The sequence below is a fragment of the Pseudomonas palleroniana genome (assembly GCF_003031675.1).
Taxonomy (GTDB): Bacteria; Pseudomonadota; Gammaproteobacteria; order Pseudomonadales; family Pseudomonadaceae; genus Aquipseudomonas; species Aquipseudomonas palleroniana.
This window is the reverse complement of the sequence record NZ_PYWX01000019.1, coordinates 71,137-88,347: the sequence shown is the minus strand read 5'-3', so window position 1 is coordinate 88,347 and position 17,211 is coordinate 71,137. Positions and strand designations below refer to the sequence as shown.

At 60.9% G+C, this 17,211-nt stretch carries 17 protein-coding genes and 2 pseudogenes; 14 read left to right on the top strand and 5 right to left on the bottom strand.

Annotated features, from left to right (window positions below; all coding sequences use genetic code 11):
• Nucleotides 1-102 precede the first annotated feature (102 nt).
• On the top strand, nt 103-1,122 hold the full coding sequence (locus tag C9383_RS06825; RefSeq protein ID WP_090370792.1) for an alpha/beta fold hydrolase: 1,020 nt from the start codon (nt 103-105) through the stop codon (nt 1,120-1,122).
• 25 nt (nt 1,123-1,147) lie between these two features.
• Here the strand turns inward: C9383_RS06825 and C9383_RS06820 are convergent, their stop codons facing one another.
• Entirely contained in the window at nt 1,148-1,618 is a 471-nt protein-coding gene (locus tag C9383_RS06820; protein ID WP_090370790.1) for a GNAT family N-acetyltransferase, read from the bottom strand.
• Nucleotides 1,619-1,782: 164 nt separating this feature from the next.
• Here C9383_RS06820 and C9383_RS06815 point away from each other — a divergent pair, with 164 nt between their 5' ends.
• The gene (locus C9383_RS06815; protein ID WP_090370788.1) at nt 1,783-2,406 is read left to right on the top strand and encodes a LysE family translocator; all 624 of its coding nucleotides are present in this window, start codon (nt 1,783-1,785) and stop codon (nt 2,404-2,406) included.
• A gap of 15 nt (nt 2,407-2,421) precedes the next feature.
• On the opposite strand, the pseudogene C9383_RS06810 reads toward C9383_RS06815, so the two are convergent.
• Nucleotides 2,422-2,945, bottom strand: a pseudogene (locus C9383_RS06810) (GNAT family N-acetyltransferase).
• A gap of 182 nt (nt 2,946-3,127) precedes the next feature.
• Between C9383_RS06810 and C9383_RS06805 the strand changes: the two are divergent.
• The 5 genes from C9383_RS06805 to C9383_RS06785 are packed head-to-tail and all read left to right on the top strand — an operon-like array spanning nt 3,128 to nt 7,117.
• Nucleotides 3,128-3,610: a GNAT family N-acetyltransferase gene (locus C9383_RS06805; RefSeq protein WP_090370784.1), complete on the top strand. Its 483-nt coding sequence runs from the start codon at nt 3,128-3,130 to the stop codon at nt 3,608-3,610.
• Between the two features lie 13 nt (nt 3,611-3,623).
• Entirely contained in the window at nt 3,624-4,010 is a 387-nt protein-coding gene (locus C9383_RS06800) for an ester cyclase (RefSeq protein ID WP_090370782.1), read from the top strand.
• A 52-nt stretch (nt 4,011-4,062) separates the two neighbouring features.
• On the top strand, nt 4,063-4,545 hold the full coding sequence (locus tag C9383_RS06795; protein WP_090370780.1) for a VOC family protein: 483 nt from the start codon (nt 4,063-4,065) through the stop codon (nt 4,543-4,545).
• Between the two features lie 32 nt (nt 4,546-4,577).
• Entirely contained in the window at nt 4,578-5,954 is a 1,377-nt protein-coding gene (locus C9383_RS06790; protein WP_090370778.1) for a pyridoxal-phosphate dependent enzyme, read from the top strand.
• Complete coding sequence (locus C9383_RS06785; protein WP_090370776.1) at nt 5,951-7,117, top strand: cystathionine gamma-synthase; 1,167 nt, start codon at nt 5,951-5,953, stop codon at nt 7,115-7,117. The genes C9383_RS06790 and C9383_RS06785 overlap by 4 nt, the downstream gene beginning before the upstream one ends.
• Nucleotides 7,118-7,271: 154 nt before the next feature.
• On the opposite strand, the gene C9383_RS06780 is transcribed toward C9383_RS06785, so the two are convergent.
• Nucleotides 7,272-9,470: an OsmC domain/YcaO domain-containing protein gene (locus C9383_RS06780; RefSeq protein WP_090370774.1), complete on the bottom strand. Its 2,199-nt coding sequence runs from the start codon at nt 9,468-9,470 to the stop codon at nt 7,272-7,274.
• A 174-nt stretch (nt 9,471-9,644) separates the two neighbouring features.
• Nucleotides 9,645-10,301, bottom strand: a complete 657-nt coding sequence (locus tag C9383_RS06775) for an O-methyltransferase (protein WP_090370772.1) — start codon at nt 10,299-10,301, stop codon at nt 9,645-9,647.
• Between the two features lie 111 nt (nt 10,302-10,412).
• On the opposite strand from C9383_RS06775, the gene C9383_RS06770 reads away from it, so the two are divergent.
• Nucleotides 10,413-11,045, top strand: coding sequence for a TetR/AcrR family transcriptional regulator (locus C9383_RS06770; RefSeq protein WP_090370770.1), 633 nt, complete (start codon nt 10,413-10,415; stop codon nt 11,043-11,045).
• Here C9383_RS06770 and C9383_RS06765 read toward each other — a convergent pair.
• The gene (locus C9383_RS06765) at nt 11,032-11,544 is read right to left on the bottom strand and encodes a GNAT family N-acetyltransferase (RefSeq protein WP_090370768.1); all 513 of its coding nucleotides are present in this window, start codon (nt 11,542-11,544) and stop codon (nt 11,032-11,034) included. The two genes, C9383_RS06770 and C9383_RS06765, sit on opposite strands and share 14 nt — an antisense overlap.
• Before the next feature lie 123 nt (nt 11,545-11,667).
• Between C9383_RS06765 and C9383_RS06760 the strand changes: the two genes are divergently transcribed.
• The 6 genes and pseudogenes from C9383_RS06760 (at nt 11,668) to C9383_RS06740 (ending at nt 17,198) form a co-directional block, all read left to right on the top strand.
• Nucleotides 11,668-12,228, top strand: coding sequence for a cysteine hydrolase family protein (locus C9383_RS06760; protein WP_090370766.1), 561 nt, complete (start codon nt 11,668-11,670; stop codon nt 12,226-12,228).
• Between the two features lie 205 nt (nt 12,229-12,433).
• Nucleotides 12,434-13,531: pseudogene (locus C9383_RS28610) on the top strand (cache domain-containing protein); the annotation flags it as partial.
• Nucleotides 13,532-13,618: 87 nt separating this feature from the next.
• Nucleotides 13,619-14,386: a methyl-accepting chemotaxis protein gene (locus tag C9383_RS28605; protein ID WP_372241657.1), complete on the top strand. Its 768-nt coding sequence runs from the start codon at nt 13,619-13,621 to the stop codon at nt 14,384-14,386.
• 123 nt (nt 14,387-14,509) lie between these two features.
• Nucleotides 14,510-14,923 (top strand): DUF2231 domain-containing protein, encoded by a 414-nt coding sequence (locus C9383_RS06750; protein ID WP_090370762.1) that lies wholly within the window; start codon nt 14,510-14,512, stop codon nt 14,921-14,923.
• A complete protein-coding gene (locus C9383_RS06745; RefSeq protein ID WP_090370760.1) occupies nt 14,920-16,212 on the top strand; it encodes a PQQ-dependent sugar dehydrogenase in 1,293 nt (430 codons plus the stop codon). Before C9383_RS06750 ends, C9383_RS06745 begins: the two co-directional genes overlap by 4 nt.
• A 68-nt stretch (nt 16,213-16,280) precedes the next feature.
• Nucleotides 16,281-17,198, top strand: a complete 918-nt coding sequence (locus tag C9383_RS06740) for a bifunctional helix-turn-helix transcriptional regulator/GNAT family N-acetyltransferase (protein ID WP_090372399.1) — start codon at nt 16,281-16,283, stop codon at nt 17,196-17,198.
• Nucleotides 17,199-17,211: the final 13 nt, after the last annotated feature.

The window sequence follows — 17,211 nt, the reverse complement described above, 5'->3', positions numbered from 1 at the left end:
CGATACATAACCCCTGAACCGAGGCGCATCGCTGACACACGCCAGATACCACCCGGCGTTCAACTGAGAGCCAGGCACACATCAAGCCGTAGGAGGCTCGCCATGCACACTCAGTTGAACCGCCGCTCTCTGTTCCTGGCCCTGGCCCTGTCGCCACTCGGCGCCGTGGGCGTGGCCAATGCCGAAATGCCTGAGACCAATATCCCACACGCCGTCAGCCAATCCAGCTTCGGTGCTCTCAAGCACATCAAGGCAGGCCTGCTGGAGGTGGCCTACGCCGAAGTCGGCCCGGCCAACGGCCAGGCGGTGATCCTGCTGCACGGCTGGCCCTACGATATCGACAGCTACGCCAACGTTGCCTCACTGCTCGCAGCCAAGGGTTATCGCGTACTGATCCCCTACGCCCGGGGTTATGGCGACACGCGTTTTCTGTCGGATAAAACCCTGCGCAATGGCGAACCCGCCGCGTTGGCCCAGGATGTGATCGACTTCATGGATGCCCTGAAGATCCAGCAAGCGGTGCTGGGGGGTTATGACTGGGGCGCACGCTCGGCGGATATCGTCTCGGCGCTGTGGCCGGAGCGGATCAAGGCGCTGGTGTCAGTCAGCGGTTACCTGATCGGCAACCAGGCCGCCGGCAAGAACCCGCTGCCACCCAAGGCCGAGTTGCAATGGTGGTACCAGTTCTACTTCGCCACCGAGCGCGGCGCGGCGGGCTATCAGAAAAACACCCACGACTTCGCCAAGCTGATCTGGCAAACCGCCTCTCCGCAATGGCAGTTCGACGACGCCACCTTCAACCGCAGCGCCAAGGGCCTGGACAACCCCGACCACGTCGCCATCACCGTCTTCAATTACCGCTGGCGCCTGGGGCTGGTGCAGGGAGAGGCGCAGTACGCGGCACTGGAGCAGCAACTCGCCACCTCGCCGTCGATTGGCGTGCCGACCATCACCCTGGAAGGCGACGCCAACGGCGCACCGCACCCGCAACCGGAGGACTACGCCAAGCGTTTCACCGGCAAGTACCAGTTCCGTCAGGTCAATGGCGGCATCGGCCACAACTTGCCCCAGGAAGCGCCCGAGGCGTTCGCCAAGGCCGTGGTGGATGCGGATCATCTGTAAAGCTCGATAGCCGGAAAAAATCCGGCTATTTCAAACCACCCTCGGCAATCGCAAACTCGAGAATATGGTCACCCTCTTCATCGCACTCTCCTGTCCACGTCCAGCCCAAGTGCCGATAGAAACCATAAGAGCGTACATTCGGGTCGCTGGCACACGCCAGAAACAAACGTTCAAAGCCTGCGTGATGGAGTTCAGCGGTCACTTGTCCCAGCAAGGACTTGCCGATCCCTTGCCCTTCGTATTCCCCAAGGAGGGCGAGCACCGTGACTTCGCCGGTGCTCCGCTCACCAAAGCAATACCCTACTATCCTGCCGTTCACACAGGCGACAACGCCGATAGAACTGCCGGCAACGATGTCTGCACTCCAGGACTCGACCGTGATGCCCAGTGCACGCAGCGCTTCTTCTGAAAATGCATTTTCTCTCGTCAGCCCGCGGATTTGGATGCACAACGAAACGTCATCAGGCGTGGCCGTACGATAGGTAATATGATCCATGAGTCGATTTTCCGTTTTACAGCGCAGACAACTCGCGCCCTGAACGGCGAACTCTATCTGTTTATCAAGCCAAGCCCTGCGCAATTGTGTTGTTCAGTTGTTACGGCCCCCGTCCCTCTCTTACCCTAATGATCACCTCTGCCCGAGTCGACACTGGAGTGCACATGGACCTCACCACCCTCACCCTCTTCCTCCCCGCCTGCTTCGCCTTGAACATGGCCCCAGGCCCCAACAACCTGCTGTCCGTGAGCAACGCCACACGCTACGGCTACCGCATATCCTGCCTTGCCGGCATCGGCCGCCTGCTGGCCTTCGCCGGCATGATCGCCCTCGCCTCTGCGGGCTTGGCGGTAGTGCTGCAAACTTCGGAGTTGTTGTTCTACGGGATCAAGATTCTGGGAGCGGCGTATCTGTTTTATCTGGCGTTTCAGTTGTGGCGGGCCAATCCCCAGGCAGAGGCGCAGGCGAGTACGGCCAAGGTGGGTTTGTGGGGGTTGGCACGCCAGGAGTTTCTGGTGGCGGCAGGCAACCCGAAAGCCATCCTGATCTTCACCGCCTTCCTTCCACAGTTTGTAGTACCCGGCCAACCGATCACGCCACAGTTCGCGCTACTGGGTGCATTGTTCCTGGCGCTGGAGTGGATCGCCATCAGCGCTTACGCCTACATGGGCCTGCACATGCGCCGCTGGTTTGCCGAGCCACGGGGCAAGCGCCTATTCAATCGTTGCTGCGCAGGGTTGTTGTCGGCTGCGGCGACGGTGCTGTTGACCGCACGCCGGGCGGGATGATGCCGTCGGGGCTCACTACCGGGGTGGGGTAAAGGACAACCCGTATCTAACCTCGACCAGTGCTGTCCCGCCCCTCTGCAGATCGCGCTCGCTCCCGGTTTCCTCAACGCACCCGGCCCGGCGATAAAACCGGATAGCTCTTTGATTACCGGCCAGGACCCAAAGCGTCAAACGCTGAAAGCCCTGCTCCCTCAAGGACTGCTCGCCGGCTTTCCACAAAGCCAGCCCAAACCGGTGTGCCAGCACCCGGCTAACACGTAGATCGCCATGACCTCACCCACCTGCCCCTGGGCGGCATCTTCATCACGGCTGGCGCCGACCGAGATCCAGCCAACGACCTGCTTGCCCAGCTCAGCCACCCATACGTTGGATTCACCCGCTTCAATCGAGCGAGCCCAAAACACCTCACGCTGAGCCAGAGTGGCTTGCAACGAGGTCAGGTATTCGGCAGGCATCAAGTCCCGATAGGCCTGTTGCCAACTGCTGATATGAACCTGGGCAATCGCCCTTGCGTCGGTAGGTAATGCCTTGCGAATCATTGATGAATGCCTTGTTTGGACATTGAGAACTTGAGGTAGTCTGACGTCTCAATATGTCCCCTGACGACGAAACACTGATGACAGTCATGGTCCGAAGTGCTCAACAATAGACGACCTATCGGTAGGCGCTTAGGATTTGTCGTTTGAAATGACACGCAGGCTTGAAGGATAGAAACCCCACAATGGATAGCCCCATCACCTACCGCACCGCCACCGAAGACGACCTGCTGACCATCTGCGAATTGGGCCAATTACTCAATGCCGTTCACCACGCCGCACGTCCCGATATCTACGCCAGCGCCACGCTCGACGTCTCCCGTGACCGTCCGCACTGGCTGGGCTTTTTTGAGCGGCCAGGCCAGGTGGTGTTCCTCGCGCAGGTGGGTGGCCAGGCGGCAGGTTTTATCACGGCCAGCCTGTCGTCTGCGACGGGGCCATTGATGCAGCCGCTGGATTTCGTACGTGTCGGGTCGGTATGCGTTGCCGAAACGTTCTGGGGCAAAGGCATCGGACGGGGGCTTATGCAGCAGGTAAAAGCCTGGGCGGCTGATCGTGGGGCTAAAGATATCCGGCTGATGGTGTGGGGGTTCAATACACATGCCCAGCGTCTATATACAGAGTTGGGCTTTGAGCCCCGTGCAATCGAGATGGGCCTGGACCTTTGAGAGGAAACATTCGATGACCAAAACCGAACTCACCGATCTCTACAACGGCTACATCGACTGCCTCAACCGACAGGATTGGGCGCACCTGGGTGATTTCGTCGCGCCTGACGTCACCTACAACGCCACCGCCGTGGGGCTCGCGGGTTATCGCGCCATGCTGGAGCACGACTTTCGCGAAATTCCCGACCTGGTGTTTCGCATCCAACTGCTGGTGGTCGACCCGCCCAGGATTGCCAGCCGGCTTAACTTCAACGTCCACCCTCGTGGGGAGTTTTTCGGATTGCCGATCAACGGCAAGCGGGTGGTCTTTGATGAGAACGTATTTTACGAAGTCGACAACGGCAGATTTGCGCACGTCTGGTCAGTGATCGACAAGGCGGCGGTCGAACGACAGCTGTGATGGCTGGCGTCGTCTAAACTCCACGCACCCATCAACCCAGTGGAGCGTTGAGATGAAGCATAAAAATACCCTGTGCCTCTGGTACAACGGCACCGCCCAGGAGGCGGCGGCCTTCTATGCCGCGACCTTTCCCGACAGCCGCGTCGACGCCGTGCACCTTGCGCCGGGCGACTACCCTTCGGGCAAGCAAGGCGACGTGTTGACCGTCGAATTCACGGTGATGGGCGTTGCCTGCCTGGGCCTCAATGGCGGTCCGGTGTTCCCGCAGACTGAAGCGTTTTCGTTCCAGGTGGCGACGGACGACCAGGCTGAAACCGACCGTTATTGGCACGCCATTATCGATAACGGTGGCCAGGCCAGCGCCTGTGGCTGGTGCAAGGACAAGTGGGGCGTGTCGTGGCAGATCACCCCGCGAGTGTTGAGCGCAGCGATCAGCCATCCCGACCCGGCCATCGCCAAGCGCGCCTTTGACGCCATGATGAGCATGACCAAGATCGACGTCGCCGCCATCGAGGCTGCCGTAGCCGGACGTTGATCCCTAGGCCCCTTCAGCCCCCAGGTGACCCCATGCCCGTACAACCCCGCCCCGCCGTACTCGAACTGATCGGCAACACACCGTTGGTCCGGGTCAGCCGCTTTGACACTGGCCTCTGCACCCTGTTTCTCAAACTGGAATCGCAGAACCCCGGCGGCTCGATCAAGGACCGCATCGGCCTGGCCATGATCGACGCCGCCGAGCGTGACGGCCGCTTGCGCCCCGGAGGCACCATTGTCGAAGCCACCGCCGGCAACACCGGCCTGGGCCTGGCGCTGGTGGGCCGGGCCAAGGGCTACCGCGTGGTGCTGGTGGTGCCCGACAAGATGTCCACCGAAAAGGTGCTGCTCCTCAAGGCCATGGGAGCCGAAGTGCATATCACCCGCTCCGACGTCGGCAAGGGCCACCCCGAGTACTACCAGGACGTGGCCGCACGCCTGGCCAAGGACATTCCCGGCTCGTTTTTCGCCGACCAGTTCAACAACCCCGCCAACCCCATGGCCCACGAAACCAGCACCGCGCCGGAGATCTGGGCACAGACCCAGCACGACGTCGACGCGATCGTAGTGGGCGTCGGCTCGGCCGGTACCCTCACCGGCCTGACCCGTTTCTTCCAACGCGTGCAGCCGGAGCTGGAAATAGTGCTGGCCGACCCGGTGGGTTCGGTGATGGCCGAATACAGCCGCAGCGGCCAGTTGAAAACCCCTGGTTCCTGGGCCGTGGAAGGCATCGGCGAAGACTTTGTGCCGTCGATTGCCGACCTTTCCAGCGTGCGTCATGCCTACTCCATCAGTGATGAAGAGAGCTTCGACCACGCCCGTCAACTGCTCAAGGCCGAAGGGATTCTCGGCGGGTCCTCGACCGGCACCCTGCTCGCCGCCGCCCTGCGCTATTGCCGCGAACAGACTGTGCCCAAGCGCGTGGTCACGTTCGTATGCGACACCGGCACGCGCTATCTGTCGAAAGTCTATAACGACCAATGGATGCAGGACGCCGGCCTGTTGCAATACAAGCATTATGGCGACCTGCGCGACCTGATCGCCCGGCGCTTCGAAGACGGCCGGGTGATCAGCGTCAGCCCCGATGACACCTTGCTCACCGCCTTCCAGCGCATGCGCCTGGCCGATGTCTCGCAACTGCCGGTGCTGGTGGATGGCCAGCAACTGGTCGGGGTGATCGACGAGTCCGATATTTTACTGGGGCTACATCATGACGCTGCGGAGTTCACCATGATCGTTGCCAGCGCCATGACCAACACCCTGCACACTTTGTCGCCGAGTGCCAGCCTGGTTGAGTTGCAGGCTGAACTCGATCGCGGCCTGGTCGCCATCATCGCCGACGCCTCAGGCTTCCACGGCTTGATTACCCGCGTCGACCTGCTCAACCACCTACGGAGATCCCTTGCATGAGTCAGTCCGATAAAAGCGCTTTCGCCACCCGCGTGATCCATGCCGGGCAATCTCCAGACCCGACCACGGGCGCGTTGATGCCGCCGATCTACGCCAACTCCACGTACCGGCAAAGCAGCCCCGGCGTGCACCAGGGGTTCGATTACGGGCGCTCGCATAACCCCACGCGTTTTGCCCTGGAACGCTGCGTCGCCGACCTCGAAGGTGGCAGCCAGGCGTTTGCCTTCGCCTCGGGGTTGGCGGCGATCTCCACCGTGCTGGAACTGCTCGATGCCGGCGCGCATATCGTCTCCGGCAACGATTTGTACGGTGGCACTTTTCGCCTGTTCGACAAAGTGCGCCAGCGCAGTGCCGGGCACACCTTCAGCTACGTCGACTTGAGCAATGTCGCGGCGTTTGAGGCGGCGTTGCAGGCGAACACACGCATGGTCTGGGTCGAAACGCCGAGCAACCCGCTGCTGAGCCTCACCGACCTGAGTGCAATCGCGCGTATCTGCCGGGATCGCGGGATTATCTGCGTCGCCGATAACACCTTCGCCAGCCCATGGATTCAGCGCCCGCTGGAGCTGGGTTTCGACATTGTGGTGCACTCCACCACCAAGTACCTGAACGGCCATTCCGACGTGATCGGTGGCATCGCCGTTGTGGGTCACAATCCGGAGTTGGCGCAGCGCCTGGGTTTCCTGCAGAACTCGGTCGGCGCCATCGCCGGTCCGTTCGATGCCTTCCTGACCCTGCGCGGCGTGAAAACCCTGGCGCTGCGCATGGAACGCCATTGCAGCAACGCCCTGGAACTGGCCACCTGGCTGGAACAACAGCCGCAAGTGTCACGGGTGTATTACCCAGGGCTGGCGTCTCATCCACAGCACGAGCTGGCCCGCCGGCAGATGCACGGGTTTGGCGGGATGATTTCAGTCGACTTGAACAGCAACCTGGCCGGCGCCACACGCTTTCTGGAAAACGTCAGGATCTTCGCCCTGGCGGAAAGCCTGGGCGGCGTGGAAAGCCTGATCGAACACCCGGCAATCATGACCCACGCGAGCATCCCGGCCGCTACGCGGGCGCAGCTGGGGATTGGCGATGGGTTGGTAAGGTTGTCGGTGGGGGTCGAAGAGGTGGAAGATCTACGCGCAGACCTGGCCCATGCCCTGTCATACATCTAAACACCCCGAATGGCTGTAGTGAGCGGGCTTGTCCCGCGCTGGGGGGCGTAGCCGCCCCAAATCCAGGCGCCTCGGTCTTCCTGAAAAACTGCGGCGTCCTTGTTGGGGCGGCTTCGCCCCCCAGCGCGGGGCAAGCCCGCTCACTACAAAGGCGTCAGGCTGAGGTGATGTTGGCCCGCGCCGCGTGCAGTTTCTTGTAGCTGTCGATCAAGCGCAGATGCCGGTCCAACCCTTCCAGCTTCATGCTGGTCGGCGTCAAGCCGTAAAACCGCAACGTGCCGTTGACCGAGCCAATCACTGCGTCCATACGCTCATTACCGAACATCCGGCGGAAGTTGGCCTCGTAGTCCTGCAGCTCCAGGTCTTCATCCAGATGCATCTCCAGCACCGCATTCACCCCCTGGTAAAACAGCCCGCGGTCGACAGTGTTGTCGTTGTACTGCAAGAACATCTCCACGCACTCTTTCGCCTCTTCATATTGCTGCAAGGCGAGATAAATCAGCAGTTTCAACTCCAGGATGGTCAGTTGCCCCCACGCGGTGTTGTCGTCGAACTCGATGCCGATCAAGGTGGTGATGTCGGTGTAGTCATCCAGTTCGCTTTCCACCAGGCGCTCGGCCAGCCCCTTCAGTTCGTCATCGCTGAGACGGTGCAGGTTGAGGATGTCCTCGCGGAAAAACAGCGCCTTGTTGGTGTTGTCCCAGATCAGGTCGTCCACCGGGTAGATTTCCGAGTAGTCCGGCACCAGGATGCGGCACGCGGTGGCACCGAGGTGTTCGTACACCGCCATATAGGACTCTTTGCCCATGCCTTCGAGAATCCCGAACAGGGTCGCGGCTTCCTGGGCGTTGGAGTCTTCGCCATGGCCCGAGAAGTCCCACTCGACGAATTCATAATCCGACTGGGCACTGAAGAAGCGCCACGAAACCACGCCACTGGAATCGATGAAATGCTCGACGAAGTTGTTCGGCTCGGTCACCGCGTGGCCTTCGAACGTTGGCTGCGGCAGGTCATTCAAGCCCTCGAAGCTACGGCCCTGCAGCAGTTCGGTCAGGCTGCGTTCCAGCGCCACTTCCAGGCTGGGGTGCGCGCCGAACGAGGCGAATACGCCACCGGTGCGGGGGTTCATCAAGGTCACACACATCACTGGGAATTCACCGCCCAAGGACGCGTCCTTGACCAATACCGGGAAGCCTTGGGCTTCCAGGCCTTGAATACCCGCCAGAATGCTCGGGTATTTGGCCAGTACCTCGACAGGCACGTCCGGCAACGCAAATTCGCCTTCAATGATTTCGCGCTTCACCGCCCGTTCGAAGATTTCCGACAGGCACTGAACCTGCGCTTCAGCCAAGGTGTTACCCGCGCTCATGCCGTTGCTGAGGTAAAGGTTTTCGATCAAGTTGGACGGAAAGTACACCACTTCACCGTCGGACTGGCGTACGAAAGGCAGCGAAACAATGCCGCGTTCTTCATTCCCCGAGTTGGTGTCGAACAGATGCGAACCGCGCAGCTCGCCATCGCGGTTGTAGATCTTCAGGCAGTAGGCGTCGAGGATTTCCGGCGGCAGCTCATCCTTGGGGCCCGGCTGGAACCAGCGCTCATCCGGGTAATGCACGAAGGGCGCGTTGGCCAGTTCCTCACCCCAGAACTGATCGTTGTAGAAGAAGTTGCAGTTGAGCCGCTCGATGAACTCGCCCAACGCCGAGGCCAAGGCGCCCTCTTTGGTCGCACCCTTGCCGTTGGTGAAGCACATCGGCGAATGCGCGTCGCGGATATGCAACGACCACACGTTAGGCACGATATTGCGCCACGAAGCGATTTCAATCTTCATGCCCAGGCCGGCCAGAATGCCGGACATGTTGGCAATGGTCTGTTCCAGCGGCAGGTCCTTGCCCGCAATGTAGGTGCCGGTCGAGGAAGTGGAGTTGGGCATCAGCAACGCCTGGGCATCGGCATCGAGGTTGTCCACTTCTTCGATGACGAATTCAGGGCCGGCCTGTACGACTTTTTTCACGGTGCAACGGTCGATGGAACGCAGGATGCCCTGGCGGTCCTTGTCGGAAATATCCGCCGGCAACTCGACCTGGATCTTGAAGATCTGGTTGTAGCGGTTTTCCGGGTCGACAATATTATTCTGCGACAGGCGAATATTCTCAGTCGGAATATTGCGCGTCTGGCAATAAAGCTTGACGAAGTACGCCGCGCACAACGCTGACGAAGCCAGGAAGTAATCGAATGGCCCCGGTGCCGAACCGTCGCCTTTGTAGCGGATCGGCTGATCGGCAATCACCGTGAAGTCATCGAACTTGGCTTCAAGCCGAAGGTTGTCGAGAAAGTTGACCTTAATTTCCATGCGGGCACACCAGAATAACGAGCTAAACAAAATGGCCGCTATTATGAGGATTTTCGCCGGGAAGTTTCAGGGTTTTGCCGATCAACTGCTGATCGGTGGGTCAAGCCGGTGGATGGACCCCACCACCGGGATGATCTTCGGGCCGTGCGGCTGGCGTTCAGCCAGCGCGGAGTGTCAGCGCAGGCGGATCGACAGTTCGATGTCATCGGCAAAGGGCACGGACAGGTAACCGTTATCCGCCGAACGCACATGCGCCAGGTACTCCGGGCAATAGTCAGTGTTGTCGGCCACCACTAGGGCACCGGGCCGCAGGTGTTTTTCCACCAGGCCCAGCACATCGCCATACAACGACTTGGCGCCGTCGAGCAGCAACAGGTCGACGGTTTCCGGCAGCCCCGTGGCCAGGGTGACCAGTGCATCGCCTTCACGGATTTCGATCAGGTCGCTCACCCCGCCTTCGATGAAATGCTCGCGTGCCAGGGCGATCTTCGACGCTTCGAATTCGCTGCCGACCAGCACTCCGCCGCCGTTGTCGCGCAAGGCGGCAGCCAGGAACAGCGTGGACAGGCCGAACGAGGTGCCGAACTCGACGATGGCCCGTGCCCGGCTGCTGCGGGCGAGCATGTAAAGCAGGTTGCCGGTGTCGCGGGAGACCGGCAGCCACAGGTCCTTGAGCATTGTGTAGAGCGCCAGGTATTCGGTTTTACTGTGCATCAGGCGGTCGCGCTCTTCGCGGGAGACGCTGTCGATGATCGGGCTGGTGGCCGCACTGGCTTGGGTGTAGAGGCGTTCGATCAGCGGCGCCAATGGCGCGGTGGTGAGGGTCGTCATGGTTGCTTTCCGTCAGGTTGGGGCTAGGATGCGACTAATTCGTCGCATTAAAAGTATGCGAGTGATTCATCGTCTTCGCTATTCGCATTGGCCCAGCAGCCGGAGCTCTCCATGACCACCCGCCAGACCCCGCGTATTTCCTCGCGCAAGCAACCGCAACAGGCCCGTTCCACCGAACTGGTGGCGGCTATCCTGCAGGCCGCTACTCAGGTTTTGGCCAAAGAAGGTGCCACCCGTTTCACCACCGCGCGGGTGGCGGAAAAGGCCGGTGTGAGTGTGGGCTCGGTGTATCAGTACTTTCCCAACAAGGCGTCGATTCTGTTTCGACTGCAAAGTGATGAGTGGCAACAGACCACGCAAATGCTGTGTGACATCCTCGACGCTGCCGACGAGCCACCACTGACGCGTCTACGGACCCTGGTGCATGCCTTCATCCACTCCGAGTGCGAGGAAGCGCAGATGCGCGGGGCTCTGCACGACGCAGCGCCACTGTATCGGGATGCGCCTGAAGCCGTGCAAGTGCGCGCGGCAGGTCGCCAGGCGTTCCAGCGTTTCATGCTGGAACTGCTGCCCGAGGTACGCGACGAATCCCGCGCCCTGGCGTGCGACCTGATCCTCACGACCCTCAGTTCGGTGGGCAAGGACTTTTCAGGCAGCCCGCGTACGCCGGCAGCGATTGCGGTTTACGCGGACGGCATGGCGGACATGTTTCATGCTTATGTGAATACGCTCAACCAAGGCTGATGCTCCACGACATCGCGCAGCGGCTGCCAGGCTCAAACCCGTGGGCATATTCATCCGCCAGGATTTGCGCCAGACGCGGGTCCGTTTCGGGTTTGAACCCCAGTCGTGTGTAGAACGGAGCGTTCCACGGCACGTGCTTGAACGTGGTCAGCGTCACCGCACGCAATGCATTTGATTGGGCATAGTCCTTGGCGGTCTCCAGCAGCTTGCGCCCCCAGCCCTGGCCCTGGACGGCTTGCGCAACTGACATCTCATGGATATGTAAAACGCCATCCTGGGGTTCTGCGCTGAGGAAGCCTTGAAGCTGATCGTTGGCGTCGACCACCACCCAACAGGTCGATAAAGCGATCAGTTGCTGATGACGCTCGACCGTCAGGGTGGCGCTGTCCGCCAACCCGCCCAACCCGTCGATCTCACGGAACACCTGGGCAGCAGACCGCTCAATGGCGGGTAACAAAGGCGCGTCCTCTCGATGCGCGAAGCGGATGTGGGCAGGCATAGGATCTCAACTCGGGATGGCGATCGCAGTGTAAAGACAATGCCGGGTGCTTTCGAACAAATCCCTGTCTGGATTTGCGCAATCGCTGATATGTTTCGCTCCACTCCATTGAAGGGATATGCCATGGAACCGTTAGCGACAAACGCGGCATTGATGATCATCGACATGCAACAGGGCATGAATGACGCCAAGCTTGGGCGACGCAATAACCCGCACGCCGAATTGCACATACAGCACCTGCTCAGCGCGTGGCGGCAGTCCCGGCGCCCCGTCGTGCATGTCCGGCATATTTCCCGCAGCCCTGGCTCGGTGTTCTGGCCCGGCCAGTCGGGCTGCGAATTCCAGGCCGCGCTGGCACCGCTCCAACATGAGCATGTCGTGGAAAAAAACGTTCCCGATGCCTTCACTGCAACCGGCCTGGAGCGTTGGCTGCACATGCGCTCGATCCAGCAATTGGTGATTGCTGGGGTGATTACCAACAACTCTGTCGAAGCCACCGCGCGATCCGGCGGTAACCTGGGCTTCGATGTCATCGTCGTCGAGGATGCTTGCTACACCTTTGATCAAACCGACTTGCGCGGCCACCTCTGGCCGGCCGAGGACGTGCATGCTCTGTCGCTGAGTAACCTGGCGATGGATTACGCCAGGATCGCCGAGACGACTCAATTACTGGCTCACTGCTGACAAGGTCGGTCGGAGTCGGATGCAAGTGCATCGGCGCATCGCTGCTTTGCACAACGCTTATCGAGCCGATTTTTCAGAACAAAATTATTCCTTGTTGTACACAAAATACCGCTAAAGCTTTATCCACATCGAGCCGAAACAGACAGTGATATCAAATCGCCTACCCACAGTTTGGGGAAGGGTGATTTGGCCGCCCTCCCCGCTGATGGTCGTCCCGATGAAAATAAAAAATAAGCTGGTGCTTGCTTTCGTATCCGTCGCTTTTATCCCGGTAAGCCTGGTTGCGGTGATCTCCGTGATGAATACGCGCACTCAGGCGGTCGAGCAGTTCATTGATGGCAGCACCCGTGAGATCCGCCAGATCGACGGCAACATTCGGCAGTTCTTCGATGGCACGGTGCAGAACGTCGATCAAATGGCCGCCGATCCTGTATACACTTCCGTGAACACGCTGAAAGACTACCAGTCCGCCAATGCCCCCAGCCAGCCGATGCCGGCGCAGGCCCAGCAGGTGATTGAGCAGTTTGCGCGTTTCGGTTCGACGCATCCGTCGGCGGCGATCCTGTCCATCGGCCTGGAAGACGGCACCTACGCCAAATGGCCGGATGACCCGCAACTGGCCAAATACGATCCGCGCACTCGCCCCTGGTACAAGGCGGCGATGGCCAGCCCCGGCAAGACCGTGCGCACCCCGGCTTACTATTACGACAAGGATGACGTCGCCCTGGTGGGCACCGCACGGGCGTTGCTGGATAACACCGGCAAGCCCAAGGGGGTGTTCGTGGTCAGTGTGTCGCTGAAGAACCTCACCGAATTGCTCAAGAGCATCAAGCTGGGTGAAAGCGGCTATGTGATGCTGATCGAGGACGGCGTGGTGCTGGTCGACCCACGCAATGCGGCGCACAACTTCAAGCCGCTCAAGGACCTCGGCGCCCCTTATGCGCAGTTGGCCGATACGCCCCAGGGTTCCACCGAGGTGGTGATCGACGGCGTGCGTTACATGGCCAACGTCTGGACCTCCCCGGGCCTCGGCTGGCGTTATGTGGGCTTGATCGAATACAACGAAGTGATGGCAGCCGCCACGCGCATGACCTACCTGACCGCCGTGATCGTGGCGGTGCTGGTGCTGATCTTCGGGCTGATTGCCGCGGCGTTTTCCAAGGTGATCGTCAAGCCCATTGGCCAGGTCAGCACCGGTTTGCAGTCGATCGCCCAGGGCGAAGGTGACCTGCGCCATGAGTTGCAGGTGCAGGGCAAGGATGAAACCGCCGAGCTGGCCGGCTGGTTCAACAAGTTTCTCGCCGCGATCCGGCAACTGATCCAGCATATCGGTGCGGCTTCGACCAACTTGCACGACGCGTCCAAGGTCAACAGCGAAGTGGCGCACAACATGAACGAAGCGGCCGGGCGCCAGCGTGAAGCCGTGGAGTTGGTGTCCACGGCGTTCAACGAAATGGTTGCCACCGCCAACGAAGTCGCGCGCTCATGCAGTGGCGCGGCGGAATCCGCCGAGAACGGCCATCGCCGGGTGGCCGAAGGCAAGCAGCAGATCGAGGTGACCACCGATAACGTCAACCGCCTGGGTCGCCGCTTGACCGAGTCATCCCAGGCGATGGTCGAACTCGAAGCCGGCAGCCGCAGCATCAACCAGATCCTCGGCACCATCCGCGCCATTGCCGAACAGACCAACCTGCTGGCCCTCAACGCCGCCATCGAAGCCGCCCGGGCCGGTGATCAAGGCCGGGGGTTTGCGGTGGTGGCGGATGAAGTACGCGCGCTGGCCAAGCGCACGTCCGACTCCACCGGCGAGATAGAAAGCCTGCTCGGCACCCTTGGCAGCAAGACCGAGGAAGTCACGCAGAAGATGAGCAGTTGCCTGGACCTGTCCCGGGCCAGTGTGTCGTCCATCGAGAGCGCGCGCGACAGCTTTGAAGGCATTCAGTTGTCGGTCAATGAGATCCGCGACCAGAACCTGCAGATTTCCGCCGCCGCCGAAGAGCAACACAGTGTGGCGGAGGAGATCAATCGGCATATCCAACAGATCTATGACGAGGCACGTTTAGTCGAGACCCTGGCCCACTCGGCGCAGGATGATTCGGGGCGGTTGTCGAACCTGTCGGCGGAACTGAATGGCCTGGTCGGGCGCTTCAAGTCCTAGCGCGGGCACTGTGCCGTCATTCTTTCGATACGAAATACACTGAACTATCTGACAAACGCAGGGCTCCTTTCCTATGCGCTGCCCCGATTCCAGGGGCGTTGTATAACAAGGAGCCGCCATCCCATGACCACCCTACCCGCCTATCGCTACGCCCCCGGGCCGCTGCACACGACGCTGCTCGCCGGTACCGTGCCGTTGTTTCTGGGTGCCCTGCTCAGTGATATCGCCTACACCCAGACCTACCAGATTCAGTGGGCCAACTTCGCCTCATGGCTGATCGCCGGCGCGCTGGTGTTTTGTGGTCTTGCGCTGTTGTGCGCACTGATCAACCTGCTGCGTACCGAACACAAAGCCGGGCAACCGACCGTCTACGTGCTATTGCTCGTGGCAACCTGGGTGCTGGGCCTGATCAACGCGTTCCAGCACGCCAAAGACGCCTACGCCGCCATGCCTGCCGGGCTGGTCCTGTCGGTGATCGTGACGCTGCTGACGCTGGCCGCCACCTGGACCGGCCTGCGCTCGGGAGGTGCCCAATGAAGACTGCCCACACCCTGACCCTGTTAAGCGCAGCGCTGTTGCTCAGTGCTTGTGGCGGCGAAGCAGATAGACCGCAACCTCACGGCCCTGACCCCAAGCTGCCGGAGCAGCAAAGCAGCCTGTTGCCGAGCATGAAAATTGCCGAACCCACGCCCTGGGGTTCGCAAAAACCCAAAGTGCCCGAAGGCTACAGTGTCACCGCCATCGCCACCGGCCTGGCCATCCCGCGTCAAACCCTGGTACTGCCCAACGGCGACATTCTGGTCGCCGAAGGCCGTGGCGGCAGCGCGGCCAAGCTCAAGCCCAAAGACGTGATTGCCAGTGTGATCAAGGCCCAGGGCAATACCCAGGTCAAAGGCGGCAACCGCCTGACCCTGTTGCGCGATACCGACGGTGACGGCACTTATGAGCTGAAAACCGTGTTTGCCGACAATCTCAACGCCCCCTATGGCCTGGCCTTCGCCGACGGCAAACTCTACGTGGCCAACCAAGACGCGCTGGTGCGCTTTGACTACACCGATGGCCAGACCAAAGCCAGCGCGCCCCCCGTCAAAGTCACTGACCTGCCGGCGCAGATCAACCACCACTGGACCAAGTCCCTGGCCGTGAGCGCCGACGGGCGCCAGCTCTACGTGGGCATCGGCTCCAACAGCAACATTACCGAGCGTGGCATGGAAGTGGAGATCGACCGGGCGATGGTCTGGCAGATCGATGCCGCCACCGGCGCGCACAAACCCTATGCCACCGGCCTGCGCAACCCGACGGCGCTGAAGGTGCAGCCGGGCACCGGCCAACTGTGGACAGTGGTCAACGAGCGCGATGAACTCGGCCCCGACCTGGTGCCGGATTACCTGACTTCGGTGCGCGAGGGTGCCTTCTACGGTTGGCCCTACAGTTACTGGGGCCAGAACGTCGACAGCCGCGCACAGCCGCAGAACCCGGCGAAAGTGGCAGCGGCGGTCAAACCCGATTACAGCCTGGGCTCCCACGTTGCAGCGTTGGGTGTGGATTTCTCCATCCCCGCAATGGGTGAGAAGTTCGCCGACGGCGTGTTCGTCGGCGAACACGGTAGTTGGAACCGCGACAACCCGGTGGGCTACAAGGTGATCTTCGTGCCGTTCAGCAACGGCAAGCCAGCCGGCGAACCTGTCGACTTCGCCACCGGCTTTCGCGGCGACGACGGCAAGACCCGGGGGCGCCCGGTGGGCGTGACGGTGGACCCGAAAGGTGCGCTGATCATCGCCGATGACTTGGCCAACACCGTTTGGCGGGTGACGCGCAATCCGTAAGCAAAGGGTTTGACATGCTTGCCCGAGGCAACCATATTGTTGCCTCAGGCAACTATTTGAGCACCATCATGTCCACCACCCTTTCCGAACGCGCCGGCATCATCCGTGGTTTCAATCGTTTCTATACGCACCAGATCGGTGTACTGCAGGAACACCTGCTGCAAAGCGACTTCTCCCTGACCGAAATCCGTGTGATGTACGAGTTGTCGTCGCGTGGCGATCTGACCAGCGCCGACCTGTGCCAGATGCTGGGCCTGGATGCCGGATACCTGAGCCGGCTGATCAAAGGATTCGAGAAGAAGGGCCTGGTCGAGAAAGTGCGCTCGGTTACTGATGCGCGTGCGGTGCAACTGCATCTCAGCGACCTTGGCCGCTCCGTGCTCGCGCCCCTGGAACAGAAAACCCAGCTGGAAGTCATCGCCTTGCTGCAAGGCCTGCCCGAACTGCAACAACAGCAACTGACCGCAGCCATGCAGCGCATCCAGACGCTGCTGCAAGGTCGCGCACCGAGCTACCTGCTGCGCGACCCGCAACCCGGCGACATGGGCCTGGTGGTGCAACAGCAAGCGGCGCTGTATGCCCGCGAGTACCACTGGAACTGGGAGTTCGAAGCCTTGGTGGCGGAAATTGTCGCCAAGTACCTGCGCGAATTTGACCCCAGTTGCGAGCGCTGCTGGATCGCGGAAAAGGATGGCGAGGTGGTGGGCTCGGTATTCGTGATACGTCATGACGAGACCACGGCCAAACTGCGCATGCTCTACGTGGACGCCAGTGCGCGGGGCATGGGCATCGGCCAGCGCCTGGTGGACGAATGCCTGCGCTTTGCCCGGCATGCCGGCTACCAACGCATGGTGCTCTGGACCATGAGTGCGCTGACCGACGCCTGCAGGCTCTACCAGAAAGCCGGTTTCGAGTTGATCGAAGAAGAACCCACCCAAAGCTTCGGCAAGCCCTTGGTCAGCCAGACCTGGGCGCGTGATCTGTAGATCGGGGCCTGGT

What these genes read in the sequence shown, in the direction of transcription:
- C9383_RS28605 (WP_372241657.1), top strand. Translation starts at nt 13,619, where the DNA reads ATGAACGAAGCGGCCGGGCGCCAGCGTGAAGCCGTGGAGTTGGTGTCC.
- C9383_RS06790 (WP_090370778.1), top strand. Translation starts at nt 4,578, where the DNA reads ATGCCCGTACAACCCCGCCCCGCCGTACTCGAACTGATCGGCAACACA.
- C9383_RS06740 (WP_090372399.1), top strand. Translation starts at nt 16,281, where the DNA reads ATGTCCACCACCCTTTCCGAACGCGCCGGCATCATCCGTGGTTTCAAT.
- C9383_RS06780 (WP_090370774.1), bottom strand. Translation starts at nt 9,470, where the DNA reads ATGGAAATTAAGGTCAACTTTCTCGACAACCTTCGGCTTGAAGCCAAG.
- C9383_RS06750 (WP_090370762.1), top strand. Translation starts at nt 14,510, where the DNA reads ATGACCACCCTACCCGCCTATCGCTACGCCCCCGGGCCGCTGCACACG.
- C9383_RS06795 (WP_090370780.1), top strand. Translation starts at nt 4,063, where the DNA reads ATGAAGCATAAAAATACCCTGTGCCTCTGGTACAACGGCACCGCCCAG.
- C9383_RS06770 (WP_090370770.1), top strand. Translation starts at nt 10,413, where the DNA reads ATGACCACCCGCCAGACCCCGCGTATTTCCTCGCGCAAGCAACCGCAA.
- C9383_RS06775 (WP_090370772.1), bottom strand. Translation starts at nt 10,301, where the DNA reads ATGACGACCCTCACCACCGCGCCATTGGCGCCGCTGATCGAACGCCTC.
- C9383_RS06815 (WP_090370788.1), top strand. Translation starts at nt 1,783, where the DNA reads ATGGACCTCACCACCCTCACCCTCTTCCTCCCCGCCTGCTTCGCCTTG.
- C9383_RS06745 (WP_090370760.1), top strand. Translation starts at nt 14,920, where the DNA reads ATGAAGACTGCCCACACCCTGACCCTGTTAAGCGCAGCGCTGTTGCTC.
- C9383_RS06825 (WP_090370792.1), top strand. Translation starts at nt 103, where the DNA reads ATGCACACTCAGTTGAACCGCCGCTCTCTGTTCCTGGCCCTGGCCCTG.
- C9383_RS06785 (WP_090370776.1), top strand. Translation starts at nt 5,951, where the DNA reads ATGAGTCAGTCCGATAAAAGCGCTTTCGCCACCCGCGTGATCCATGCC.
- C9383_RS06765 (WP_090370768.1), bottom strand. Translation starts at nt 11,544, where the DNA reads ATGCCTGCCCACATCCGCTTCGCGCATCGAGAGGACGCGCCTTTGTTA.
- C9383_RS06760 (WP_090370766.1), top strand. Translation starts at nt 11,668, where the DNA reads ATGGAACCGTTAGCGACAAACGCGGCATTGATGATCATCGACATGCAA.
- C9383_RS06800 (WP_090370782.1), top strand. Translation starts at nt 3,624, where the DNA reads ATGACCAAAACCGAACTCACCGATCTCTACAACGGCTACATCGACTGC.
- C9383_RS06805 (WP_090370784.1), top strand. Translation starts at nt 3,128, where the DNA reads ATGGATAGCCCCATCACCTACCGCACCGCCACCGAAGACGACCTGCTG.
- C9383_RS06820 (WP_090370790.1), bottom strand. Translation starts at nt 1,618, where the DNA reads ATGGATCATATTACCTATCGTACGGCCACGCCTGATGACGTTTCGTTG.